This window comes from Flavobacterium sp. Sr18 (genome assembly GCF_011064265.1).
In the GTDB taxonomy this organism is placed as follows: Bacteria; Bacteroidota; Bacteroidia; order Flavobacteriales; family Flavobacteriaceae; genus Flavobacterium; species Flavobacterium petrolei.
The window spans coordinates 2,897,438-2,921,953 of the sequence record NZ_CP049329.1 but is presented as its reverse complement, the minus strand read 5'-3'; the positions used below and the strand labels follow the sequence as shown (position 1 = coordinate 2,921,953).

Annotated in this window: 22 protein-coding genes and 1 tRNA gene; 9 read left to right on the top strand and 14 right to left on the bottom strand. The window is 34.8% G+C overall.

Going from position 1 to position 24,516, the window contains the following annotated elements:
• Positions 1-34: 34 nt before the first annotated feature.
• Together G7A72_RS12975 and G7A72_RS12970 are read right to left on the bottom strand one after the other, a co-directional pair.
• Positions 35-931: a site-specific tyrosine recombinase gene (locus G7A72_RS12975; protein WP_165152766.1), complete on the bottom strand. Its 897-nt coding sequence runs from the start codon at positions 929-931 to the stop codon at positions 35-37.
• Between the two features lie 75 nt (positions 932-1,006).
• The gene (locus G7A72_RS12970) at positions 1,007-1,597 is read right to left on the bottom strand and encodes a porin family protein (RefSeq protein ID WP_165152765.1); all 591 of its coding nucleotides are present in this window, start codon (positions 1,595-1,597) and stop codon (positions 1,007-1,009) included.
• A 436-nt stretch (positions 1,598-2,033) separates the two neighbouring features.
• On the opposite strand from G7A72_RS12970, the gene G7A72_RS12965 reads away from it, so the two are divergent.
• From G7A72_RS12965 to G7A72_RS12955, 3 genes are all read left to right on the top strand, one after another.
• Complete coding sequence (locus tag G7A72_RS12965; RefSeq protein WP_165152764.1) at positions 2,034-2,597, top strand: porin family protein; 564 nt, start codon at positions 2,034-2,036, stop codon at positions 2,595-2,597.
• A gap of 77 nt (positions 2,598-2,674) precedes the next feature.
• Positions 2,675-3,088, top strand: coding sequence for a type II 3-dehydroquinate dehydratase (aroQ, locus tag G7A72_RS12960; protein WP_165152763.1), 414 nt, complete (start codon positions 2,675-2,677; stop codon positions 3,086-3,088).
• Between the two features lie 94 nt (positions 3,089-3,182).
• Positions 3,183-5,669 (top strand): DUF5686 and carboxypeptidase regulatory-like domain-containing protein, encoded by a 2,487-nt coding sequence (locus tag G7A72_RS12955; RefSeq protein ID WP_165152762.1) that lies wholly within the window; start codon positions 3,183-3,185, stop codon positions 5,667-5,669.
• Between the two features lie 143 nt (positions 5,670-5,812).
• Here G7A72_RS12955 and G7A72_RS12950 read toward each other — a convergent pair whose 3' ends face one another.
• From G7A72_RS12950 to G7A72_RS12935, 4 genes are all read right to left on the bottom strand, one after another.
• Positions 5,813-6,682 carry a cation diffusion facilitator family transporter gene (locus tag G7A72_RS12950; protein ID WP_165152761.1) on the bottom strand — a complete coding sequence of 290 codons (870 nt, stop codon included), beginning with the start codon at positions 6,680-6,682 and terminating at the stop codon, positions 5,813-5,815.
• A 114-nt stretch (positions 6,683-6,796) separates the two neighbouring features.
• Complete coding sequence (murA, locus tag G7A72_RS12945) at positions 6,797-8,107, bottom strand: UDP-N-acetylglucosamine 1-carboxyvinyltransferase (RefSeq protein ID WP_113666360.1); 1,311 nt, start codon at positions 8,105-8,107, stop codon at positions 6,797-6,799.
• Between the two features lie 101 nt (positions 8,108-8,208).
• Positions 8,209-8,934, bottom strand: coding sequence for a DUF4290 domain-containing protein (locus tag G7A72_RS12940; RefSeq protein ID WP_091171614.1), 726 nt, complete (start codon positions 8,932-8,934; stop codon positions 8,209-8,211).
• 87 nt (positions 8,935-9,021) lie between these two features.
• The gene (locus tag G7A72_RS12935) at positions 9,022-9,306 is read right to left on the bottom strand and encodes a DUF493 family protein (protein ID WP_165152760.1); all 285 of its coding nucleotides are present in this window, start codon (positions 9,304-9,306) and stop codon (positions 9,022-9,024) included.
• Between the two features lie 147 nt (positions 9,307-9,453).
• On the opposite strand from G7A72_RS12935, the gene G7A72_RS12930 reads away from it, so the two are divergent.
• The 5 genes from G7A72_RS12930 to G7A72_RS12910 all read left to right on the top strand — a co-directional run bounded on the left by G7A72_RS12930 (position 9,454) and on the right by G7A72_RS12910 (position 14,024).
• Entirely contained in the window at positions 9,454-9,993 is a 540-nt protein-coding gene (locus tag G7A72_RS12930; RefSeq protein ID WP_091171620.1) for an AAA family ATPase, read from the top strand.
• Positions 9,994-10,052: 59 nt separating this feature from the next.
• The gene (locus G7A72_RS12925; RefSeq protein ID WP_165152759.1) at positions 10,053-11,948 is read left to right on the top strand and encodes an ATP-dependent DNA helicase RecQ; all 1,896 of its coding nucleotides are present in this window, start codon (positions 10,053-10,055) and stop codon (positions 11,946-11,948) included.
• Positions 11,948-12,895 (top strand): methionyl-tRNA formyltransferase, encoded by a 948-nt coding sequence (gene fmt / locus G7A72_RS12920; protein ID WP_165152758.1) that lies wholly within the window; start codon positions 11,948-11,950, stop codon positions 12,893-12,895. The genes G7A72_RS12925 and fmt overlap by 1 nt, the downstream gene beginning before the upstream one ends.
• A 179-nt stretch (positions 12,896-13,074) precedes the next feature.
• Complete coding sequence (locus G7A72_RS12915) at positions 13,075-13,347, top strand: HU family DNA-binding protein (protein WP_073017033.1); 273 nt, start codon at positions 13,075-13,077, stop codon at positions 13,345-13,347.
• Positions 13,348-13,463: 116 nt separating this feature from the next.
• On the top strand, positions 13,464-14,024 hold the full coding sequence (locus tag G7A72_RS12910; RefSeq protein ID WP_113666499.1) for a YqgE/AlgH family protein: 561 nt from the start codon (positions 13,464-13,466) through the stop codon (positions 14,022-14,024).
• Here the strand turns inward: G7A72_RS12910 and G7A72_RS12905 are convergent.
• Entirely contained in the window at positions 14,021-14,860 is an 840-nt protein-coding gene (locus tag G7A72_RS12905; RefSeq protein WP_165152757.1) for an aminotransferase class IV, read from the bottom strand. The genes G7A72_RS12910 and G7A72_RS12905 overlap by 4 nt on opposite strands.
• 55 nt (positions 14,861-14,915) lie before the next feature.
• Positions 14,916-15,308 carry an START-like domain-containing protein gene (locus G7A72_RS12900; RefSeq protein ID WP_066077711.1) on the bottom strand — a complete coding sequence of 131 codons (393 nt, stop codon included), beginning with the start codon at positions 15,306-15,308 and terminating at the stop codon, positions 14,916-14,918.
• 155 nt (positions 15,309-15,463) lie between these two features.
• On the opposite strand from G7A72_RS12900, the gene G7A72_RS12895 reads away from it, so the two are divergent.
• Positions 15,464-15,540 (top strand) — tRNA-Met (locus tag G7A72_RS12895).
• A gap of 321 nt (positions 15,541-15,861) precedes the next feature.
• Here the strand turns inward: G7A72_RS12895 and G7A72_RS12890 are convergent.
• From G7A72_RS12890 to kdpA, 6 genes are all read right to left on the bottom strand, one after another.
• Complete coding sequence (locus tag G7A72_RS12890; protein ID WP_165152756.1) at positions 15,862-17,586, bottom strand: ATP-binding protein; 1,725 nt, start codon at positions 17,584-17,586, stop codon at positions 15,862-15,864.
• Between the two features lies 1 nt (position 17,587).
• Entirely contained in the window at positions 17,588-18,715 is a 1,128-nt protein-coding gene (locus G7A72_RS12885; protein WP_165152755.1) for a sensor protein KdpD, read from the bottom strand.
• A gap of 32 nt (positions 18,716-18,747) precedes the next feature.
• The gene (locus G7A72_RS12880) at positions 18,748-19,830 is read right to left on the bottom strand and encodes a porin (protein WP_165152754.1); all 1,083 of its coding nucleotides are present in this window, start codon (positions 19,828-19,830) and stop codon (positions 18,748-18,750) included.
• 175 nt (positions 19,831-20,005) lie between these two features.
• A complete protein-coding gene (locus G7A72_RS12875) occupies positions 20,006-20,560 on the bottom strand; it encodes a K(+)-transporting ATPase subunit C (RefSeq protein WP_165152753.1) in 555 nt (184 codons plus the stop codon).
• Positions 20,561-20,748: 188 nt separating this feature from the next.
• Entirely contained in the window at positions 20,749-22,782 is a 2,034-nt protein-coding gene (gene kdpB, locus G7A72_RS12870; RefSeq protein WP_165152752.1) for a potassium-transporting ATPase subunit KdpB, read from the bottom strand.
• Between the two features lie 8 nt (positions 22,783-22,790).
• Complete coding sequence (gene kdpA / locus G7A72_RS12865) at positions 22,791-24,512, bottom strand: potassium-transporting ATPase subunit KdpA (protein WP_165152751.1); 1,722 nt, start codon at positions 24,510-24,512, stop codon at positions 22,791-22,793.
• Positions 24,513-24,516: the final 4 nt, after the last annotated feature.

The following is a 24,516-nucleotide window of genomic DNA, read 5'->3' as shown; positions in this document are numbered from 1 at the left end:
TAACAAGGTACGAATTGAAATTACTAACAAAATGTTATTTTCTGGGATGAAAAGTATTTACAACTTGCGCGAGGAACTTTCTGTCAAGATGCACATATATTTCTGTTGTTGTTATCGATTCATGTCCAAGCATCAATTGAATAGAGCGCAAATCAGCCCCATTTTCTAGAAGATGTGTCGCAAAAGAATGACGCAAAGTATGCGGACTGATGATTTTATAAAGATTTATTTCAAGCGCTAAGTTTTTTATAATTGTAAAAATCATCGCTCTGGTCAATTGCTTCCCTCTTCTGTTTAAAAACAAAGTATCCTCAAATCCTTTTTGAATAGTAAGGTGCGTTCTAATAGTATCTCGGTAAATTTGAATAAATTTTTGCGTCAAATCACTTATAGGTACAAAACGTTGTTTATTGCCTTTTCCGGTAATCTTAATAAAACCTTCCTCAAAGAATAAATCGGAAATTTTTAATGTTACTAATTCAGATACCCGCAAGCCACATCCATAAAGCGTTTCGAGCATCGCACGATTGCGCTCTCCTTCATTCGTGGTCAAATCAATAGCTGCGATAAGATTATCAATTTCTTCGACAGATAAAGTATCAGGAAGTTTCCTGCCCGTTTTGGGTGTTTCAATCAGTTCCAAAGGATTGTCCGTACGATAATCTTCAAAAATTAAATAACTGAAAAAACTTTTCAAACCTGAAATTATTCTGGCTTGCGAACGAGGATTTACTTCTTTGGAAACACCATAAATAAACTGTTGCACCGTTTCCTCACTAATTTTAATTGGAGAAACTTCGATTTCACTTATGACTAAAAAAAGGCGTAAACGTTCGATATCAAAAGAATAGTTTTCTATTGTATTCTTTGACAAACCGCGTTCAATTTTGAGATACGATTGATAACTCTTTATATAACTGTCCCAATTCATGGCTACAAAGTAACTCTTTTTTAAGCATAAAAAAACCACTACTAATAGTGGTTTTGATATAGTAAAAGGAAATAATTATTTTCCCCATTTGCCCCCACCTACATAAAATCCTAAATGGATTCCCACGTATGAATTAGCTACAGTACCTTGATTATTTCCATTGATATCTTGCAAATTCGATTCAGGCACTAAATTATATTCTAATCCCATTCTGAATTTTCCCCACTCAAAACCACCACGAACTAATCCTCCCATTTTACCGGTTGCATCTACATTTACATCATTACTATTATTTGTATCATCCAATTCTACATTTGCAATACTATAATAACCCGCACCAGCACCGATATAAGGAACAAAAGATTTCCCAGCACCGTTGAAATAATAATCATAAGTAGCAATATACGAACCATTAGCCGCAACTTTTGCACTAGTAGTAGCACCAGAATCATTTATGTCACGAACAATAGCTGCAATTCCTATTCGTAAACCAACATTCATGTTGTCTTTAATATTATATTTTGGTTCTAATGAGAACAAAGCTCCGCCGCCGCCATTAGTAGGAACAACTCCTAAATCTAAACCTACCCTAAACCCACCTTCTTTTTGAGCATAACTCGAAACACAAAAAAAAGCAATACATGCCGACAAGATAATTTTTTTCATTTTTTATTAATTGATTGTTTATAGAAAGCATAAAATTATATTAAATTTAAAGTAATATACTTCTTACCATTTTAAGTTATTAACATATTTATTAAAAATTAAAACTTCAATTTTTCACACTAAATGGTGAATTTATCTAAGCTTATGATTCATTTTTCTAACCTTTAAAAAATAACTATCAAAAAAACTTCCTAAAAAACGTAAGAAATTTAAAATTAGAATTAAAACACAAAATACTGTTTTACAAATATTTGAAACTTAAAATTTTTTATTTGAAATTCAAAAATGTATCTAAAAGAAGAAAAATCGTAATTTAGCGGTGTTTTGGATTAGTTCTTGGTATTAGAAATAAAAAAACTAACAATAATTGTTCTATAAAACAGTTTTAAGTAAGAGACAGTATTCAATAAATAGTAATAAATTTAAAAAAAAAATTATGAAAAAAATAATTTTAGTAGCGGTAGTACTTCTTGCAGGATCCGTGGACATGCAAGCACAATTAGTCAAGTTTGGGTTTAAAGGTGGTTTAAATTACGCCAATCAGACCGGAAGTAACATTACGGTAAATAGTGACAACTACAACACTGATGCTATTACCAGCTATCACGCGGGTTTAGTGGCTGAGCTTAAATTAACAGATGGTTTTTCTATACAACCTGAATTATTATATTCGACTCAAGGAGCGACTTATAAAAATGCTGTTGATGAGTTCAAAAACGAATTGGGTTATTTATCCATTCCTGTTTTAGCAAAAATACATTTTAACAAGACTGTTAGTTTAGATCTTGGACCTCAAGCTTCTTTCTTATTAAGCGAAAGAAACGAATTTGACGTAAAAAATGCAGAAACTTTTGAGTTTGGAGTAGCTGGAGGTTTGACTTTAAATGTAACAAAAAACATTTTTCTTCAAGGACGCTATGTTTTAGGATTAACTGAAGCTTCAAAGGAGGCAGAGGTTAAGAACTCTGTACTTCAGATTTCAGCCGGATTTACTTTCTAAAAATAATAAAAAATTAAAATTATTAAAACCGTTCTATAAATTGGAACGGTTTTTTTATTTTTACCAAAACAGGAATTATGAAAATCAGTATCATCAACGGACCTAATCTGAACCTTCTAGGCAAACGTGAACCAGAAATTTATGGAAGTCAAACTTTTGAAGAATATTTCACCACTTTACAAATTAAATACCCTACTATTGAATTCTCTTATTTTCAGAGCAATATTGAAGGTGAATTAATTGATAAAATTCAGGAATTTGGTTTTTCATTTGATGGTGTTATTTTGAATGCAGGAGCTTACACACATACTTCCATAGGAATTGGTGATGCTGTCAAAGCCGTTACTACTCCAGTTGTTGAAGTCCATATTTCGAATACTTTTTCGCGTGAAAGCTTTAGACATCAATCCTATATTTCAGGAAATGCCAAAGGAGTTATTCTCGGTTTTGGTTTAAAAAGTTACGAACTAGCAATACAGTCCTTTTTATAGTTTTAAATTATAATTACCTACCAAAGAAATCTTTAACAAATAATTAATAGGCTCTTTTTAAACTTCTTCTATTTTTGTGAAAGAAAAAACTTTCATGAAAAAACACTACTTACTTTTGCTTTTCTTAGTTTCATTTGTCAGCAATGCACAAATAAAAGGAACTGTTTCGGACGAAAAAGGAAATCCCTTGCCTTTTGTTACTATTTTTCAGGAAGACACCTATAATGGAACCACTTCAAACGAACAAGGAAATTACGAGTTCAACTTAAATAAAAAAGGAAAACAATCCGTTGTTTTTCAGTTTTTAGGTTTTAAAACTCAAAAAGTTGCCATACAAACCGATAAATTGCCTTATTTGTTGAATATCATAATGATTGAAGAAAGTTTTTCGTTGAACGAAGTAATTATCAACAAAAAAAACAATCCGGCTTTAGCGATTATAAAAAGTGCAATCGCCAGCAGAAAACGAAACACCGAAAAAACAAATCGATTCAACGCTGACTTTTATTCCAGAGGTATTTTTAAACTAAAAAATGCCCCGAAAAAAATATTAGGACAAAAAATTGGTGATTTGAATGGCGCTTTGGATTCAACCGGAACCGGGATTATTTCATTGTCTGAGACCTTTTCGAAAATAGCATTTGAAAAACCCAACAACTTAAAAGAGGTCGTTACCGCATCAAAAGTAAGTGGCAGCAACAATGGCTACAGCTACAATACTGCCAGATCTTCGTTCTATGATTTCTATGATAACACTATCGATTTTGGTGTCCAAATGATTTCTCCAATAGCGAACAACGCTTTAAACTACTACAATTACAAGTTAGAGAGCACGTTTAATGACGAGAATGCCAATATGATTAACAAAATAAAAATGACTGCAAAGCGTGATAGCGAACCGGTTTTTGAAGGATACATTTATATCGTGGAAGATTCCTGGGCAATTTACGCCGTTGATCTGGATATAAAAGGCTACCGAATGAAAGAAGAATTTCTTGATGTGATGACCTTAAAACAAAATTTCGGCTACAACAATAGCAATAAAATTTGGGCCAAAAATACCCAAAGCCTCGAAATCACAGCAGGCGCTTTTGGCATAAAATTTACCGGAAAATATAATTATGTATACAGTAATTATGAATTCATAGATGCTTTTGCTCCAAAAACATTTACAAATGAAATCACGCGCATCGAAATAAATGCCAATAAAAAAGACAGTTTATTTTGGAATACCAACAGACCCATTCCGTTAACAATGGAAGAAAGCACGGACTATATTAGAAAAGACAGTATTTACAAAGTCCGAAATTCTGAAAAATACTTAGACTCAGTTGATGCAAAAGAAAATAAATTCAAACTATTAAAGCTGCTGACGGGCTACACGTATAAGAATAGTACTGAAAAACATAGCTTTAGTTACGAGGGATTATTAAATCTTGGTTCTCTAAGTTTCAATACGGTTCAAGGATATAATTTTGATTCGGGGTTTCGATACACCAACTTGAAAAATCAGGAAAGTAAAGGAATATATACTTCCATAAGTACAAAACTCAATTACGGTTTTGCTGAAGATCGTTTGCGTGTCACCGGACAATTTATCCATCGATTTAACAATCAGAATTATGCCACTTTATATATGACAGGAGGCAGTTCCGTAAAGCAATTTAACCCGAATGAACCAATCAGCAAAGTTATAAATACGATAAGTTCCTTGGCCTTCAAGAATAATTTCATGAAGTTGTATAACTTGGAATCAGCGGCAATTGGCTACAGCCAAGATATTGCAAATGGAGTGAATCTAAATGGAAAGATAGAATACCAGCAACGCAAACCGTTATTCAATAACACTGACTTTTCTTTGTTTAGCAAAGACGATTTATACACGTCGAATAATCCGTTGGCACCGAATGATTTTACCAGTCCGGCATTTGAAAAACACCATTTAACTAAAGTGAATTTACAGGCAAAAATCAATTTTGGAAACAAATATTCCTCTCGTCCCGATGGGAAATTTAACATCCGAAATGAAAAATATCCAACTCTATATTTAATCTATGAAAAAGCAGTTGCTGCTAACGAAAAGAAGTATGAGTTCGACCACTTCAACACACGATTAACGTATGATTTGACATTAGGAAATAAAGGAGTTTTAGGGATGAATCTAAAAGCAGGAAAATTTCTGAATGCGGATAATATTGCTTTTATAGATTACAAGCATTTTAATGGCAATCAAACCCACATAGGACAAACAGCGCGTTATTTAAATGTTTTTAATTTGCTTCCATATTATTCTAACAGTACGAATGACAGCTATTTTGAAGCACATACTGAATACAACGACAAAGGTTATATCATGAATAAAATACCATTGTTGAACAAACTAAAATCAACTTTAATATTGGGAGCTCATGCACTGTCTACGCCCAATAACAAACCTTATACTGAAGTCACAGTTGGGTTGGACAATTTAGGTTTTGGCAAATTTAAAATGCTTCGTGTCGATTATGTACGTTCCTACCAAAATGGTTTTCAAGGTGACGGAGTAGTTTTTGGGCTTAAATTTTTGAATATATTAGAATAAAAAAAGAATCTATTTGTTAGTTGCAGTACAGTCGGAAAATATTACGGCATCTCGACTGCGCTAGATGTAGCAAAATTGTAACGAATTAAAAAAGGCACCAGAAAATAATTTCGGTGCCTTTTTTAATTTTATTGAATAAGAATCTAATCATTGGGTTCCACATGAATCAACACATGTCCTAACTCCGGAATTTCTTCCCGCAAAGTGTCTTTTAGTTTATGAGCGAGATCGTGCCCTTCTTTCACGGTAATATTGGAATCAACCGTTGCATGTAAATCCACGTGATATTGCATACCGGCTTTTCGAATGAAACATTTCTCGGTATCTATAATTCCATCCACCTGAATAGAGATCATTCGGATTTGTTCTATCAAATCATCGTATAAATGCTCGTCCATTATTTCGCCCAAAGCGGGTCTAAAAATAAGGTAACTGTTATAAAGTATGAATCCCGAAGCAAAAAGTGCTGCCCAATCATCAGCAGATTCGTATCCATTCCCTAAAATCAAAGCAATCGAAATCCCAAGAAATGCTGCCACAGAAGTTATTGCATCGCTGCGATGGTGCCAGGCATCAGCTCTTAGAGAGGAACTATTGGTTTCAATGCTTCTTTTCATCACGATTCGAAAAGAATATTCTTTCCAAATGATGATTGCAGCCAGAACGATTAATGTCCATGGTTTTGGCAATTGATGTGGCGTTCCAATATTGATGATACTTTCATAGGCAATAATCGTAGCCGAAGTAATCAAAAAACCTACCACTAAAAAAGTAATTAAAGGTTCTGCCCGACCATGACCGTAAGGATGGTTTTTATCCGCTGGCCTATTTGAATATTTGATTCCAAATAATACTAGAAAAGAAGAAAAAATATCAGTAGTCGATTCAATTGCGTCTGCAATTAGTGCATACGAATTTCCAAAAAAACCGGCTAAACCTTTAATAATTGCCAGACAAGTATTTCCTACAATACTAAAATAAGTCGCCTTGATTGCTGTTTGTTCGCTTGACATGTATTTTATTTATAGGTTGAAGTAAAACTAAAATCGTTTAAGTAAACCGAATTGAATTTTAGATTCAAATTCTTTCTGGTTTACTTAAACGATATTTTTTATAATTTATGTTATTTACGCGCGTACAATATTTGCTCCAATAGCTCTCAATCGTTCGTCAATGCGTTCGTATCCTCTGTCGATTTGTTCAATGTTTTGAATTGTACTCGTTCCTTTTGCAGAAAGCGCAGCAATCAATAAGGAAATTCCGGCACGAATATCTGGTGATGACATTGTGGTTGCTTTGAGTTGTGATTTGAAATCATGTCCCATTACAACGGCGCGGTGCGGATCACATAACATGATTTTTGCTCCCATGTCAATTAACTTGTCAACAAAAAATAATCTGCTTTCAAACATTTTTTGGTGAATCAAAACATCGCCTTTTGCTTGAGTGGCAACCACTAAAACAATACTTAATAAATCCGGAGTAAATCCAGGCCAAGGCGCATCAGCAATTGTCAAAATAGAACCGTCAATATCCGTTTTTACTTCATACCCATCTACGTGAGCAGGAATGTAAATATCATCTCCTCTGCGTTCCAATGTGATTCCAAGTTTTCTAAATGTGTTGGGGATTAATCCAAGGTTGTCCCAGCTCACATCCTTTATTGTTATTTCTGATTTTGTCATTGCAGCAAGACCAATCCAACTTCCAATTTCAATCATATCAGGGAGAATTCTATGCTCGCAACCACCTAAACTTTCAACTCCTTCGATGGTCAATAAATTAGACCCAACTCCTGTTATTTTAGCTCCCATGGAGTTCAACATCTTACACAATTGTTGCAAGTAAGGCTCACAAGCAGCGTTATAAACTGTTGTTTTCCCTTTGGACAAAACAGCAGCCATCACAATATTAGCAGTTCCAGTAACGGATGCTTCGTCTAATAACATATCGGCACCTTTCAATCCTTTTGGTGCTTCTACGCCATAGAAATGATCTTCTCTGTTGTAACGGAATTTAGCGCCCAGATTGATGAATCCTTCAAAGTGAGTATCCAATCTTCTGCGTCCAATTTTATCACCACCTGGTTTTGGAATATATCCTTTTCCAAATCGTGCCAAAAGTGGTCCAACAATCATAATAGAACCTCTTAGAGAACCGCCTTCTTTCTTGAATGCTTCGGTTTCCAGATACTGTATATTCACCTCATCGGCTTGAAAAGTATACGATCCTGATCCTGTTTTTTGGATTTTTACACCTAAATTTCCTAAAAGCGTAATTAGTTTATTGATATCTATAATATCGGGAATATTATTAATAATCACTTTTTCAGGCGTTAAAAGAACGGCACATAAAATTTGTAACGCTTCATTTTTAGCTCCTTGTGGCGTGATTTCTCCTTTTAGACTAATGCCTCCTTCTATTTTGAAAATTCCCATTTTTTACAGTTATGAGTTATAAATTATTAGATATAAGTTAAAAATTGACGAGCTAAAAGTTATTAAAATTCATAACTGAGAACTCCTAGTTGATAACTGATTTACAAAGGTTTTCTATTTTGGTTTTTGTGAACTGGATTTGGTTTTCCCGTTTTTATATTCTTATTGCTGAGAATTTTTGGTTGACCAACCGGCAAGATTTTATTTGAAACCCGTTTGTTGGTTCGCAATAAATCTGTGGTATTCAATAATTCCTCTGTACTTTGAATCAAATTCAATTTTCCATCGGACAATTCATATAAATGTTCGAAAATCACATCATCTTTCACCGTGTCTTTATTCCAACTCAAGTATGATTTTTTCATGTGATTGGCAATGACTTTCACTAGAGCACTTTTCATTTCGCCATCTTCCCATTTATTGGCCACATCAATCATATATTTGATGTTGTTGCCGTAAAATCTGTATTTTGGAAAATTTTGTGGGTATTTTAAAACATCCGGTTTCAGTTGTAACACTTCACGCGATGGAATTGGATACGGTGAATCAGCCACTAATTTAAAATCAGACATTATGAAAAGCTGATCCCACAATTTGTGTTGAAAATCAGGAACATCACGCAAATGTGGATTCAAACTTCCCATCACCTGAATAATGTATTTTGCCGCTTTGTTGCGTTCTACATCATCTTCAATTTTAGTGGCCTGATCAATCAATTTCTGCAAATGACGGCCGTATTCCGGAATAATCAAATGTGATCTCTCAGCATTATATTCCAAATGATGCACGACATCGTTCGAGTTTTCTTTAATATATTTTGAATTCATATTCGAATGTATCTGTTTTGATTCCAATGCTTTTTTTCGAAAATTAGAATCATTCGAACGCAGCAAATCAAAAATTTTATGTTGTAATTAAAGGGAAATAATACCTTCTATTGTAGAAACTTCCAGGTATTTATCTACTATTTCTTGTGAATCTTTTACAGTAACATCAACAGATATACTGGTAAATTTTCCTGTCTTGGATTTTGTAGTTTTGATAACTGCTCCCATACAGTCAAATGCCAACTGCACTCGTTCTATATTATCACTTTCTGTTGGTACAATAAATTTAAATAAGTATTCAGCTGGCCATGTATTGCTCATATCCAACTCCACTTTTAATCTATCATAAAATTCTTCAGTCTTCTTATCCATTTTCTATTTAAAAATAAAGGCAAATATACGGTTTAGAACGTAAATTATGAATTTTGAATTATGATTTTTTGTCTAATCGCATTTTAACCGCAATGATTTTTTCAAATCCCGATAAGTTTAAGTAAATTTGCCCCTTATTTTTTAAAAGTGCAAAAAGAAATCATAGTTATCATTGGCGGTCCAGGAACAGGTAAAACCACTATTATCGACGGATTGGTCGCTAAAGGACATTGTTGTTATCCCGAAATTTCACGGGAGGTGACTTTGGAAGCAAAAAAACAAGGAATCGAGCAATTGTTCCTTGAAAAACCTTTGTTATTCAGCGAATTACTTCTTGAAGGAAGAAAGAAACAATTTCAAAATGCTTCAAAAGAGCCGCATGAAGTTGTATTTATCGACAGAGGAATTCCGGATGTTTTGGCCTACATGCATTACATTGGCGATAGTTATCCTGCTACTTTTGATGCCGCTTGCCGTGAACATACCTATTCAAAAATATTCATTCTTCCGCCTTGGGAAGAAATTTACATCAGCGATCACGAACGTTACGAAAACTTCGAACAAGCTAAACTCATCTACAATCATCTTACGGAAACCTATCAAAGTTACGGTTACGAACTTATAGAAGTTCCAAAAGACACGATGGATAACAGAATTCTTTTTATCTTAGATGAAATTTCTAAATAGTCTGCAGGTTTAGGGTTTAAGCTTTAGACTGTTTTTCAATGAAATGAAATCTATACTTTATGCAAGAAGCAGTTGCTATTCTTCAAAAATATTGGAAGCACGACAAATTCAGGTCGCTGCAAAAGGAAATCATCGATTCCGTTTTAAGCGGACATGACACTTTTGCATTGATGCCAACCGGCGGCGGAAAATCAGTTTGTTTCCAAATCCCGGCTATGATGAATGACGGAATTTGCCTCGTCGTCTCGCCATTGGTAGCACTGATGAAAGATCAAGTCGCCAATTTGCAAAAGCGAAACATCAAAGCCATAGCATTGACAGGCGGAATTCGATCCGAGGAAATGATCGATTTACTAGACAATTGCCAATTCGGAAATTACAAATTCCTTTATTTATCACCAGAACGTCTTCAATCCGATTGGATTTTGGAACGAATAAAAAATCTCCCAATCAATTTAATCACCATAGATGAAGCGCATTGCGTCTCACAATGGGGACATGATTTCCGACCAGCTTATTTAAAAATTTCGGAATTAAAAAAGCATTTTCCAACAGTACCATTTTTGGCCTTGACTGCCACTGCGACGCCAAGAGTCAAAGAAGATATTATCAATGAGTTGGGATTACACAAACCACAAGTTTTCGAAAAATCATTTGCCAGAGAAAATATTGCTTATATGATTTTTGAGGTCGAGGATAAACTTTTTAGAATAGAACAAATTCTAAAGAAAAACCCACAACCTTCCATAATATATGTACGAAACAGAAAATCATGCCTTGATATTTCCTCACAGTTAAATTCATTAGGATTCAAAGCTACGTACTATCACGGCGGACTTTCGTCCAAAGAAAAAGACAAAAACATGCAATCCTGGATGAACGAAGAGGTACAGGTTATTGTGGCTACCAATGCTTTTGGAATGGGAATTGACAAAGCCAATGTAAAAACGGTCATCCACATTCAGCTGCCAGAAAACATGGAAAATTATTATCAGGAAGCAGGACGTGCAGGAAGAAATGGAGAAAGAGCCTTTGCTGTTTTATTGACCAGTCCTTCTGATATCATTCAGGCTCAAAGCCAATTTATCAATATTCTTCCAGATAAAAAGTTTTTGAATCTCATGTATGTCAAGCTCTGCAACTATTTTCAAATCGCTTACGGAGAAGGAATCAATGAACAGTTTAACTTCAATTTGCATCATTTTTGTTTAAAATATGAATTCCCAACACTAAAAACGTACAACGCCATGCAATTCCTCGACCGACAAGGAATCATTAGTCTGTCCCAAGAATTTTCAGAAAAAATTACGCTGCAATTTCTAATTCCTTCCAAAGAAGTGATTCGGTATATGAGTTTAAATCCAAACGACGAGGAAATTATTTTAGCCATTTTGCGAACCTACCCGGGAATTTACGAAATGCAAACTGCATTCAACCTGCAACTGATTGCCAAAAAATCAAATCATAAGGAAACTGAAATCCAGGCTGTTTTACATAAATTAAAAGAAAAAGAAATCATAGATTACCATTCGAAAAATAATGATGCCACATTAATTTTCAATGAAGTTCGGGAAGATGACAGAACCATCAATCGGGTTTCGAAACATTTAGAGAATCAAAATCAATTAAAAAAAGAGCAGCTTCAATCCGTAATCCACTACATCAGTGAGAAAAAAGTGTGCAAAAACAAGTTGATTCTACATTATTTTGGAGAAAAAACAACCATAGATTGCGGCATTTGTTCGTTTTGCATTACCAAGAAAATAAAGAAGAAAGATGTATCGCTCCTTTCTACAGCAATAATTGCTTTATTACAAGCCGAAGATCTAAATTCAAGAGACATTCAAAATAAAACTAAAAATAGTCCGGACGAAGTTATTGGAGTACTTCAGGATTTATTAGAAAACAACACAATTTTGGTTAAACCAAATAACAAATATACTTTACGATCATAATGGAAAAATTACGAATTATTTTTATGGGTACGCCCGAATTTGCAGTGGGAATATTAGACACAATAATCAAAAACAACTATGAGGTTGTAGGTGTCATCACTGCTGCGGACAAACCAGCAGGCCGAGGACAAAAATTAAAGTATTCTGCAGTAAAGGAATACGCGCTGGCTCATAATCTTACTCTATTACAGCCTTTAAACCTAAAAGACGAAACTTTTTTAGCTGAATTAAAAGCGCTGAATGCTAATTTACAAATTGTAGTTGCGTTTAGAATGTTACCAAAAGTAGTTTGGGAAATGCCATCTTTGGGAACTTTTAATCTTCATGCTTCACTCCTGCCGAATTATCGCGGTGCCGCACCAATAAATTGGGCAATCATCAATGGAGAAACTAAAACGGGTGTCACCACTTTTTTTATCGATGATAAAATCGATACTGGGGCGATGCTTTTAAGTTCGGAAATCCCTATTGATGAAACCGAAAATGCAGGACATTTACATGACCGACTAATGGAATTAGGAAGCAAGACCGTTATTGACACTTTGGAAATGATCGAAACAGAAAATGTATCTACAGAAATCCAAAAAGACACCAACGATATCAAAACAGCCTACAAACTCAACAAAGAGAATTGCAAAATTGACTGGACAAAATCAGCTCAAGAGATAAACAATCTGATTCGAGGTTTGAGTCCTTATCCAGCGGCTTGGTGTTTCTTTGAAGACAAGAATGAAGAATGGAATGTCAAAATATACGAAGCCAAAATAATTTCTGAGGAGCACAATCATCCGATTGGATGTTTAATTTGTACCAAAAAAGAAATGAAAATTGCAGTAAAAAATGGTTTCATCCAAATACTTAATTTGCAGTTTCCGGGCAAAAAGAAAATGAGTGCACCAGAATTATTGAATGGGATTGCATTTTCAGCGGAGGCGAAAGTCCATTAACACCAACAATAACGGGTGTTTCTTAACTTTAATCAGAAATAACCATTGATTTATCAACAAAAAAAATAAGTTATCAACAAAACGGCGTAAATTAACATGAAACGCTTGCAAGGAACGTATTTCCTACTAAATTTGTGTATTAACAATTTTTAATAACCAACAATTAATAACTATTTATTATGAACAAATCAGAATTAATCGATGCTATCGCTGCTGATGCAGGAATCACAAAAGCTGCTGCAAAATTAGCTTTAGAGTCATTTTTAGGAAATGTAGGAGGTACTTTGAAAAAAGGTGGAAGAGTATCTTTAGTAGGTTTCGGATCATGGTCTGTTTCTGCTAGAGCTGCAAGAGACGGTAGAAATCCTCAAACAGGAAAAACTATCCAAATTGCTGCTAAAAATGTAGTAAAATTTAAAGCAGGTGCAGAATTAGAAGGTGCGGTAAACTAATTTAGTTAACCTATATAATCAAAACCTTCCTTCTGGAAGGTTTTTTTATGCGTTTCAACGATTTTATTTGGCACTCTTATAATAAAAAACTTAAATTTAATAAAAAATCCAATCCGATGATTACAGATAAATTAAAAAAAGGATATTTGCTTATAGCAGAGCCTACGATAATTGGGGATTTATCATTCAATAGATCGGTAATTTTATTAGCTGACTATAACGAAGAAGGATCCGTTGGTTTTATAATTAATAAACCTTTGAAATATACCATCCACGACTTGATACCGGATGTAGATGCTCGATTTAAGATCTATAATGGTGGTCCTGTGGAACAAGACAACCTTTATTTTATCCATAATATTCCAGAGCTGATTCCCAATAGCATTGAGATATCGAATGGAATTTATTGGGGTGGTGATTTTGAATCTACCAAAGAACTCATCAATAAAGGAGAAATAAGCAAAGATAACATCCGATTCTTTTTAGGATACACTGGTTGGCACGAAAATCAACTGGAAAGTGAAATGAAAAGCCATTCTTGGATTATTACCGCCAATAGCTATGAAAACAAAATAATTGGTAAATCAGCAACTCATTTCTGGAAAGAGCAAATCATGGAATTGGGCGGAGAATACCTAATCTGGTCAAATGCTCCGGAAAACCCCTACTTGAACTAAGTACTACTTATCATTTCGTTAAGTTTATCCAATAGTTGATCGGATATGTTCGCGGTAAAAGTTTTTTTACGATACTGGGTTATCGGTTGAATTCCTTTGATAACATTGGTCACAAATAACTCATCTGCTTTTTGAAGGTCAAACGGAGAAATTACGTCTTCTACGACCTCTAAATTTTCTATTTTTTTAGCTAAACTTAAAATTTGCTTTCTCATAACACCGTTCAAGCACCCTTCAGAAACTGGCGGAGTAATCAATTTATTACCCACTAGCATGAAGATATTACCTTGTAACGCTTCAACCACATTCTTGCTATCATTTAGCAATAAGCAATTATCTAAGCCGTTTTCACTCGCAAAAATACTTCCTGTTATATTTATGATCTTATTAGTCGTTTTAATAGACGACAGCAATTGTTTTGTGATATAGAAGTCTTTGTATAAATCTACTTCATACTCTTTCTTTTCGAATGAATACATGGTGTTTTCGAGTGCTACAGCATGAATTAAAAAAGAGACCGTATTACTTTGTGGCAAATAATAACCGCCATCGTTTCTGTAAACTGTAATTCGGGCCCTTGAGGATTTATCTAATACGGATTTATTAACCAAAGAAAGGATTTGTTCCTCGAGGTATTCCATTGTGAAATTCATGGGAATTTCCATTCGGACTACACGCATAGAAGACATTAACCTAAAATAATGGTCTTCCAGGAAAAGAATTTTATTGTTTATTATTTTCACTGTTTCAAAAACTCCGTCTCCATAAAGAAAAGCACGATTTTGAGTCAATATATTGGCATCCCGAGACACTAAAGTTCCATTAAAATTAATCATAAAAAAAGCCCTAAATTTTATTCAGGGCAAATATAAGTCATAAAATATGATTTTACTATACAGATCCAATTAGATGTTTCAAGTCAGAGATTTGGTTTTCCCATAATAACGTGGCCTCATCGACTTCATCTTTATCAGCAAAGTCTACTACCATTAAAGAGACATCTTTAGTGAGTTCATCGACTAAAATGTGCAATTCAAAAAAGTACTCGGTATCTTTACTGTTTTCGTCAACCCACTTAAATTTCACTTTCTCACCTGTTTTCTTAGAGGCAAGCCTTGCTTTTTCTTCGGAGTCATTCCAAATAAAAGTAAAAAACTCACCACGAGAATTGACATTATCGGCAAACCACTCCGATAAACCTGATGGTGTCGATATGTATTGATACAACAATTGAGGCGAAGAATTGATGGGGAATTCGATTTCGTAACGTACTTTTTGATCCATGAGCTACATTTAATTTTTCGGAAATATATAGAATATAACTACATAAAAAAAGTGTTTTTAAAAATATTTTTTTTTCTTCAAAATATACTTGCAAGCTGTATTATTATTTTTATATTTGCACCCGCATTCAGGGAGGATTATTCACCCTCAATCATGGCGAGATAGCTCAGTTGGTTAGAGCGCAGGATTCATAACCCTGAGGTCCCGAGTTCAAATCTCGGTCTCGCTACCAAAGCAAAAACCCTAACATCAATATGTTAGGGTTTTTTATTGGAATTATATTTCGTAAATACAGACTTTAAAACACTGAAATAAGGAAAGAGAGTAAGGAATTTCATCATTTGACTTGTATGTTTTATCTAATATTAAACACAAACGGTATAAATGAAATGTGGTTTTTCATGTATACCGTTTCTATTTTAGCCAAATATTTTGATTTCTGAAACTTCTTTATTTCCAGCTAGGAATCTGACAGAGTATTAGAATATTCGATTTGTGGGCTGTTCGACTGTAAATCTTCAACATTTTTGAAAATAAATCTGTTACAAAAATTTTAAACTGCTGTCAATTTAAAATAAAAAGTACTTCCCAGACCCAATTCACTTTCTACTCCAATAGTTCCGTTTTGTGCTTCTATAAATTCTTTGCTTATAGCTAAACCCAATCCCGTTCCTGACTTATGACTTCCTGGTACCTGAAAATATTTATCAAAAACTTTAGTTTTATAACGACTATCAATTCCCTTTCCAATATCAATTACTCGAAAAACAACCTGATTGTTTTCATTTTTAAGTTTTACAATTATGGTACTGTTTTCTGTTGAATACGTAATTGCATTGGTTAAAAAATTAATCAAAACCCAAGCAGTTTTCTCGCTATCCGCTTTTATATCCGGTAAATTTTGTTCCGTTTCAATAACTAGTTCTATTTGCTTTTGCTCTGCTTGCACTTTTACGGCTTCGGTAGCATAGTTAATAATTTCATAGGGATTACTCTTCTCAATATTCAGCTTTATATTTCCCGTTTCTAACTGCGACAATTCCAATAGTTCCCCAGTAATTTTTAATAACCGCTGACTGTCGTCTTTTATACTTTCTATTAATTGCTTTTGATCTTCATTAATGTTGCCTGTTTCTGCTTTTTCAAGTAATTGTAAACTTAATTTGATGGATGAAATTGGGGTTTTCAATTCGTGTGAAACAGTAGCAATAAAATTGGTTTTAGCAAAATCCAGTTCTTTGAAAACAGTAATATTTCTCAAAATAATAACATCGCCAATTACAATAGTTTGATCTTCTCCTGTTGGTTTTATCGTAATATTTACAGTTTCTTTTTCGAAATAACTTTCTTTCCCATCGGCAAAAATTTTCATAGGGAGCGATTTCTGTTTTTCGTTAGACAAATCATTTATTATTAGCGATTTCATCAAATCATTTGTCAGAGCAAGAGTTGTTGCCAATTTTCCAATTACTTCTTCCGTTTTTAATCCAATGATTTTCAAGGCTTCATTATTTGCAAATAAAACCAATCCTTGATTGTCTAACCCAATGATTGGATCATGCATATTATTGATTAAGGTTTCTAGTCTTTTCTTTTCAAATGACAGTTTATAGAGATTACTATTGTTATATTCCTGCAGTTTTTCGGCCATGGTGTTGAATGATTTCGCTAAATCTCCAAATTCATTGTGGTTCATAAAATGCACTCGTTGTGAATAGTTTTTATTGGCTATTTCTTTGATACTGTCCGTGAGTTCTTTTATTGGATTGGCAATATTGTTGGGCAAATTCACCAGAAGATTAAAAGCAATCAAAAAGCAAAGTGTTCCTGTTACTGCAATCCAAAAATTAGCGGTCTCTGCTGTGTGTTTTGCAATATCACTTTTTTCTTTTATTGCATTCATATTCAATTTCATAATCTTGAAAATGTCTTGACGGATTTGGCTTTTTAAGGTTTCATCGGTTCTATTTTTCTTCAAAAAATCGAAATTTTTCTGCAAATTATAGGTCGCTTTATCTTCGCCAGCTTCCGTAATATTGGCAATTTGTTTGGTAATATTGCTTTCAAAAATAATAATTGCCTTCTCTTCATTCCCATTAATTTCATCTAACGAAAGAAGCATGTTTCGCGAATATTCTAGCGTGTTGTAATTAGCTTTTAAAATATTGTCTGTATCTTTTTTTATCGAAAAAATATAAAATGCCGCTACTAATGAAAGGATGATTATCATTAGAAAAAGCAAGCCAACGCCTAGGTTTAATTTGGTTTTAATTTTCATTTTAAGATAGAATTATAAGATCAATATTAGATGACGTTAGGTTGTTCAACAATTTATTAAAAACAGTTGTCGATAAAATTACTTTAAATAAACTCAAATGCGGTTTCCCGATGCAAACGGTGGTGATTTGTTTTTGCGCGACCACCTCTAAAATAGCATTTGTTATATGAGTATTCTGAACTTTAATTACTTCGGCACCAAGTTGTGTAGCCAATTTAAAATTATTAATAAGGTGCCGTTGCTTGTCTAATGCAATTTTGTCGCTGCTTTCTTTTGGAGTTTCCACATACAAAACATACCATTTACAGTTGTAATAACTGGCTAATCGGGCCGTTTTTCTTATGATTGTCTTGGCGATTTTATCGTTACTGCTAATGCAAGCCAATAATTTTTCATGTTTTACTGCAATGTTTTTGGGCACTTCACTTTCCACTTTCCGATTGACTTGACTCGCTACTTCCTTTAAGGCCAGTTCCCGCAATTGTAAAATTTGATCGGATTTAAAAAAATTATTCAGCGCTGTAAGGATTTTATCTGCGGTATAGATTTTTCCATCTTTCAAACGGGTTATCAACTCATCTGAAGTCAAATCAATATTGACAACCTCATCCGCTAATTTCAAAACAGTATCCGGAATACGTTCCCGAACGTCAATATTTGTGATGTTTTTAATGTCTGCATTTAGACTTTCTAAGTGCTGAATATTTACTGCCGAAATCACATTTATTCCCGCTTCCAGAATCTCCAGAACATCCTGCCAGCGTTTTTCGTTTTTGCTTCCTTCTATGTTCGTATGCGCTAATTCATCAACAATAACTACTTCAGGACGCAAATTGATAATGGCTTGCAAATCCATTTCTTCAAGCAGTTTCCCTTTATAAAAAAGAGTTCGCCTTGGAATCACCGGTAAACCCTCTAATAGTTCGTGTGTTTCTTTCCGATTGTGCGTTTCTATATACCCAATCTTTACATCGATACCATTTTTCAACAACGTATGTGCTTCCTGTAACATACGAAAAGTTTTGCCTACACCGGCACTCATACCGATGTAGACTTTAAACTTTCCTTTACGTGATTTCTGAATTAAATCAAGAAAGTGCTTGACATTATTTTCTTTTTCGTTGTCCAATTTAGTTTTAGGATTTTATATTTTAGAAAAAATTAAAATGAAATAGCTAATGACGTAGTTAAAAATACATTTTGATTGCTTGGCAAATTGTCTTTCAAAAAGATCTCGTCTTTACTATTTAAAGTTCTTGCCTCTATTCTGAACATGACATTATCAGTCGTTAAATAATCGAAATTAGCTGAAAAACCGTAGGTTTTAAATCCATTTGGAGTTCCTGTTGCAATAATAACTCCTTTTTCATCACCATAATATTCACCTCTTGCTGCCAATTGGATTTTACTTGTCGGTTTGTATTGCGCTATTAAAATCGGTGAAAACCAAACATCATAATCACTGCTTCCGTTGAGTGTTTGTTGCGCTCCAATATCAAAACCAGCTGTTAAACTTGTTTTTTCGGATACTTTAAATTGTCCATAAAAATTATTGAAATAACGCCATTTTTTGTCATTATCCGGTTGTTCATTCCCTACATAGGTACTCCAGTTTAATGCGGTTTTGGCAGTAGGTTTATAGGTTACTTGTGTACCAAAAGCCGGTGTCTGGTTGCCATCAATTCGCTGAATGCGTTGCCAACCGTTTAAATACATGGCAGCCAAATACCATTTTTCGCTTTTTGACGTATATCCAATTTTTACTCCTGCTTCGTAATACGGAGAATTATCCGCCAAAATACTTCTAGTCAAAGTGGCGCAATCTTTACCAATAGCACTTTCAAAACCAATATGTGATGGCATAATTCCCGCATCAATCCACAGATTATGTTTCGACGAAATTTTCACACCTACATTAGCTTCATATACATTTTTTAGTAAATCCTGTTCTGCTGCCAGATTGTATTGGGCGTACGTTCCGGCCATTAAGGCAAAATTCCCGCGAACATTGTCTTTAGCATAATTTACCTTTGCCAATCCTAAATTCAAATTGACTTCATTATGCTTGTTATGACTGTAAATAAATCCAGGCCTTACATGATTGTCTGGTTCTCCAAAATCATAACTGTAATACGTTTCTACATAACCCGAAAACGAAAAAGGACTTTGTGTTTTTTCAGTTTCTTGTGCACTAACTGTTGTTATCCCAAAAGCTATTAAAGCGATACTTATTATATTTTTCATTTTTTTGTCATTACGAGGAACGAAGCAATCTCACCCTCATTATTTATTTTTTGAAGCTATTTCCAGCTATCCGTTGCAATCTTTTTTCCCGCCAAAAAGGCGGAATAAAAAGGATTTTCACTTCTATCTGGGCTAGGGCAACTGCTTTTCTAAAGGACTTTTTTTTAATATAAAATTATTTCAATTCATCCAAAGCGATATTCAATTCTAGAACATTCACTGTTGCAGTTCCCATAATAGCTGGTAAATTAATTTTACTATCTACCAAAGCTTTTACTTTTCCCTCTGATAAGTTTCTTTCTTTCGCCACCCTTTTTACCTGAATCAAAGCTCCTTGCGGTGAAATATTAGGATCTAAACCACTTCCAGAAGCCGTCACCATATCCGAAGGAATCTCTGATTTTTTAAGATAAGGATGTACGATTAAAAAGGTATCGATTTTTTTTTGCACCAAAGCTAAATAATCAGGATTACTTGCTCCTTTATTGCTTCCTCCACTTCCTGCAGCGTTATAATCTACAGCGGAAGGTCTTCCCCAAAAGTAGTTGGATTTGTCGAATTTTTGTCCAATTTTTTGATACCCCACCACTTTTCCGTTTACGGTAATTGTTTCTCCTTTTCCTTTATTGGGAGCCAATTGTGCTATTCCAAAAATTGCCATTGGGTAAATAACCGCTAACAATACCACCATAAATAAGGTGAATTTTAATATTGAAAATATATTTTTCATTTTTTTATTTTTTTTTATTCATCCCGACCTTCTCTACACAATCGACAGCAAACTGGTGAAGCAAAGGAGAGGGAGAAATTATGGAAGTTTTTACTCTTAATTTCGTTTATTAATTCTTAAAATTCATTTTTCATCATCCTTTTATGGAATTTCGGCTCCCTCTCCTTTGGAGAGGGCTGGGGTGAGGATTACATAAATAATGCTACAACCAAATCAATTATTTTAATCCCAATAAATGGGATGATCAAGCCACCAAGTCCATAAATCAATAGGTTTCTTTTCAAAATGGCACTCGCACCAATTGGCTTATAATCAACTCCTTTTAATGCAAGCGGAATCAATATCGGAATGATAATCGCATTGAAAATCACAGCTGATAAAATCGCACTTTCTGGACTGTGTAATCCCATAATATTTAATCCTTCAAGAGCAGGAATTGCCGTGATGAAAAGCGCAGGAACAATGGCAAAATATTTAGCCACATCATTCGCAATAGAGAACGTAGTAAGCGTTCCTCTGGTCATCAATAATTGTTTTCCTATCTCTATGATTTCAATTAACTTGGTAGGATCATTGTCTAGATCGACCATGTTTCCGGCTTCTTTTGCTGCTTGAGTTCCGCTGTTCATGGCCACACCAACATTAGCTTGCGCCAAACCGGGTGCATCATTAGTTCCGTCACCCATCATCGCTACTAGCTTGCCTTGTTCTTGTTCATTTTTGATGTAATTCATCTTATCCTCAGGTTTGGCTTCGGCAATAAAATCATCAACACCAGCAGCTTCAGCAATGAATCTGGCTGTCAACGGGTTATCTCCTGTAACCATTACCGTTTTCACTCCCATTTTTCTCAAACGGTCAAAACGTTCTTTCATTCCCGTTTTAATAATGTCCTGCAATTCAATTACACCTTGGACTTGAGCATTTTTTACTACCACCAATGGCGTTCCTCCTTTTGATGAGATAGCAATCACTGCTTCTGCAATATCCTCCGGGAAAATTGTTCCCGCTTGCAGTGCAATATTTTTTGCAGCATCCTGAGCTCCTTTTCTAATATCGGTTCCGTCTTTTAAAATAACACCGCTGGTTCTCGTTTCGGCGGTAAACTTGATTAAAGTAGCTCCTTCAATAGATAGTTTATTTGCAACTTCAATTCCTGCCAGTTCCACAATACTTTTGCCTTCGGGCGTGTCATCAGCCAGTGAACTCAAAACTGCTGACTTTATAAAATCATCTTCCGAAATCCCCTTTGCAGGATAAAAACGTGTTGCTTTTCTGTTTCCAATAGTGATTGTTCCTGTTTTATCCAAAAGTAATACATCAATATCTCCCGCAGTTTCGACCGCTTTTCCTGATTTAGTAATTACATTAGCTCGCAAAGCCCTGTCCATTCCTGCAATTCCAATCGCTGATAACAAACCACCAATCGTTGTTGGAATCAAACAAACAAAAAGAGAAATGAAGGCAGCAATTGTTATCGGTGCATTCGCATAATCAGCAAACGGTTTCAAGGTTACACAAACAATCACAAAGATTAATGTAAAGGCAGCCAACAAAATAGTTAATGCAATTTCATTAGGCGTTTTTTGACGACTTGCCCCTTCTACCAAAGCAATCATTTTGTCCAGAAAACTCTCCCCTGGTTCATTAGTCACAATCACTTTGATTTTGTCTGATAATACTTTTGTTCCTCCAGTTACCGATGATTTATCACCACCCGCTTCTCGAATTACAGGAGCGCTTTCTCCGGTAATAGCACTTTCGTCAATCGTGGCCAATCCTTCGATAATTTCACCATCAGTGGCAATTAAATCTCCTGATTCACAAACAAAAACATCGCCTTTCTTCAATTCAGAAGAACTGATATTCTTAATTTCACCATTGGCTAAAACTTGTCTTGCCGGTGTTTCTTCCCGTGTTTTTCTTAAACTATCCGCTTGTGCTTTTCCTCTTGCTTCGGCAATAGCCTCGGCAAAATTGGCAAACAAAAGCGTTGCTAACAAAATTAAAAAAACTATGAAATTATAAGTAAAACTGCCTTGGTCTTGTGCGCCGAATAAAATGGTAATACACACAGCAAACATAATGGCAGTTCCAATTTCAACGGTGAACATTACCGGATTCTTGAACATTATTTTCGGGTTTAGCTTTACAAAAGACTGCACTAACGCCTCTTTTACCTGCTTACTTTCGAATAATGAATTGGATTTATTGTTATTCATTTTTATTATTATTTTAATGTAAAATATTCTGCCAATGGTCCTAAAGCCAATGCTGGGAAGAAAGATAAGGCTGCAATAATGGCGATTACGGCAAAAACCATAACTCCAAAAATGGTCGTATCTGTTTTTAAAGTTCCAGCACTTTCTGGAATGTATTTTTTATTAGCCAATAATCCTGCGATAGCTAAAGGCCCAATGATAGGAAGGAAACGACTCAATAACAACACGATTCCTGTAGTAATGTTCCAAAAAGGATTATTGTCGCCCAAACCTTCAAATCCAGAACCGTTGTTGGCAGCACTCGAAGTATATTCGTATAACATTTCCGAAAATCCATGATGTCCAGGATTGTTCAACCAGCCAGTGGCATTACCGCTAAACCAGTAGCCCATTGCAGTATCATTTGCAGCAAAATAAGATGCTAATGCTGTTCCTGACAATATCAATAAAGGGTGTAGAATGGCAATGAAAGCAGCAATTTTGACTTCTCGGGCTTCAATTTTCTTCCCTAAAAACTCAGGTGTTCGTCCCACCATTAATCCCGAAATAAAGACTGCAAGAATGATAAAAATATAAAAGTTCAAAAATCCTACTCCGCAACCACCATAAAAGGCGTTAACCATCATAGCCAACAATTGCATGGATCCAGAAACCGGCATCGAACTGTCATGCATACTATTGACCGAGCCTGTAGAAATTACGGTCGTGGCAATACTCCAAAATCCTGAAATAGCGGGTCCAAAACGAACTTCCTTGCCTTCCATAGCGCCTGTAGACTGCATAATTCCCATTTTTTCGATAGCTGGGTTTCCGTTGAGTTCACTGATAACAGTTGGAATTACTAAAAGTAAAAATCCAATAGTCATAACTCCAAAAACGACATAGGACAACCTTCTTTTCTTTAGATAAAAACCCAAAGCAAAAATCATCGCGAACGGAATGATTAATTGTGCCCATAATTCAACCGCATTCGTGAAATAAGTTGGATTCTCTAAAGGATGCGCCGAATTAGCTCCAAAAAAACCACCACCATTGGTTCCAATATGTTTGATTCCGATAAAAGCAGCAGCAGGACCGCGGGAAACTCCTACTGAATCACCTTGTAAAGTGGTGATTGTATCTTTTCCTTCAAAAGTCATTGGAGTTCCGTTAAATAACAAAGCGATGGATACAAGAGCAGAAAGAGGCAGTAAAATTCGAGTACAGCTTTTGATAAAATAGTTATAAAAGTTGCCCAATTTATCTGTGGTTCTCTCTTTCATTGCAGTAAAAACCATCGCTGCGGCTGCCATCCCGACACCAGCAGATACAAATTGCAGGAACATCAATACCATTTGTGACAAATAAGAAACTCCAGTTTCACCGGAGTAATGCTGTAAATTGCAATTCACTACAAACGAAATAGCGGTATTGAATGCCAAATCGGGAGTCATGTTTGGATTATTGTCTGGATTTAAAGGCATTGAACCTTGAAATAACAACACAAAAAAGCAAAGAAAGAACCAAACCATATTCACGCTTAACAGCGCTTTTAAATGCTGTTTCCAGTTCATTGATTCCGTGGCATTGATTCCGCTGATTTTGAAAATAAATTTTTCAATTGGATTGAAAATCGGGTCAAGCAATGTTGTATCGCCGGAATAAATTTTGGCAATATACCTTCCTAAAGGAATAGCCAAAACTATCGAAACAATAAAAATATTGATGACACCAAATAATTCTGTGTTCATAAAA

Coding starts and splice junctions, on each gene's coding strand:
- G7A72_RS12915 (WP_073017033.1), top strand. CDS start 13,075: ATGAACAAATCAGAATTAATCGATGCTATCGCTGCTGATGCAGGAATC.
- kdpA (WP_165152751.1), bottom strand. CDS start 24,512: ATGAACACAGAATTATTTGGTGTCATCAATATTTTTATTGTTTCGATA.
- G7A72_RS12900 (WP_066077711.1), bottom strand. CDS start 15,308: ATGGATCAAAAAGTACGTTACGAAATCGAATTCCCCATCAATTCTTCG.
- G7A72_RS12890 (WP_165152756.1), bottom strand. CDS start 17,586: ATGAAAATTAAAACCAAATTAAACCTAGGCGTTGGCTTGCTTTTTCTA.
- kdpB (WP_165152752.1), bottom strand. CDS start 22,782: ATGAATAACAATAAATCCAATTCATTATTCGAAAGTAAGCAGGTAAAA.
- G7A72_RS12955 (WP_165152762.1), top strand. CDS start 3,183: ATGAAAAAACACTACTTACTTTTGCTTTTCTTAGTTTCATTTGTCAGC.
- G7A72_RS12905 (WP_165152757.1), bottom strand. CDS start 14,860: ATGATTAATTTTAATGGAACTTTAGTGTCTCGGGATGCCAATATATTG.
- G7A72_RS12970 (WP_165152765.1), bottom strand. CDS start 1,597: ATGAAAAAAATTATCTTGTCGGCATGTATTGCTTTTTTTTGTGTTTCG.
- G7A72_RS12935 (WP_165152760.1), bottom strand. CDS start 9,306: ATGGATAAGAAGACTGAAGAATTTTATGATAGATTAAAAGTGGAGTTG.
- G7A72_RS12965 (WP_165152764.1), top strand. CDS start 2,034: ATGAAAAAAATAATTTTAGTAGCGGTAGTACTTCTTGCAGGATCCGTG.
- G7A72_RS12975 (WP_165152766.1), bottom strand. CDS start 931: ATGAATTGGGACAGTTATATAAAGAGTTATCAATCGTATCTCAAAATT.
- murA (WP_113666360.1), bottom strand. CDS start 8,107: ATGGGAATTTTCAAAATAGAAGGAGGCATTAGTCTAAAAGGAGAAATC.
- G7A72_RS12940 (WP_091171614.1), bottom strand. CDS start 8,934: ATGAATTCAAAATATATTAAAGAAAACTCGAACGATGTCGTGCATCAT.
- fmt (WP_165152758.1), top strand. CDS start 11,948: ATGGAAAAATTACGAATTATTTTTATGGGTACGCCCGAATTTGCAGTG.
- G7A72_RS12950 (WP_165152761.1), bottom strand. CDS start 6,682: ATGTCAAGCGAACAAACAGCAATCAAGGCGACTTATTTTAGTATTGTA.
- G7A72_RS12910 (WP_113666499.1), top strand. CDS start 13,464: ATGATTACAGATAAATTAAAAAAAGGATATTTGCTTATAGCAGAGCCT.
- G7A72_RS12925 (WP_165152759.1), top strand. CDS start 10,053: ATGCAAGAAGCAGTTGCTATTCTTCAAAAATATTGGAAGCACGACAAA.
- G7A72_RS12880 (WP_165152754.1), bottom strand. CDS start 19,830: ATGAAAAATATAATAAGTATCGCTTTAATAGCTTTTGGGATAACAACA.
- G7A72_RS12875 (WP_165152753.1), bottom strand. CDS start 20,560: ATGAAAAATATATTTTCAATATTAAAATTCACCTTATTTATGGTGGTA.
- aroQ (WP_165152763.1), top strand. CDS start 2,675: ATGAAAATCAGTATCATCAACGGACCTAATCTGAACCTTCTAGGCAAA.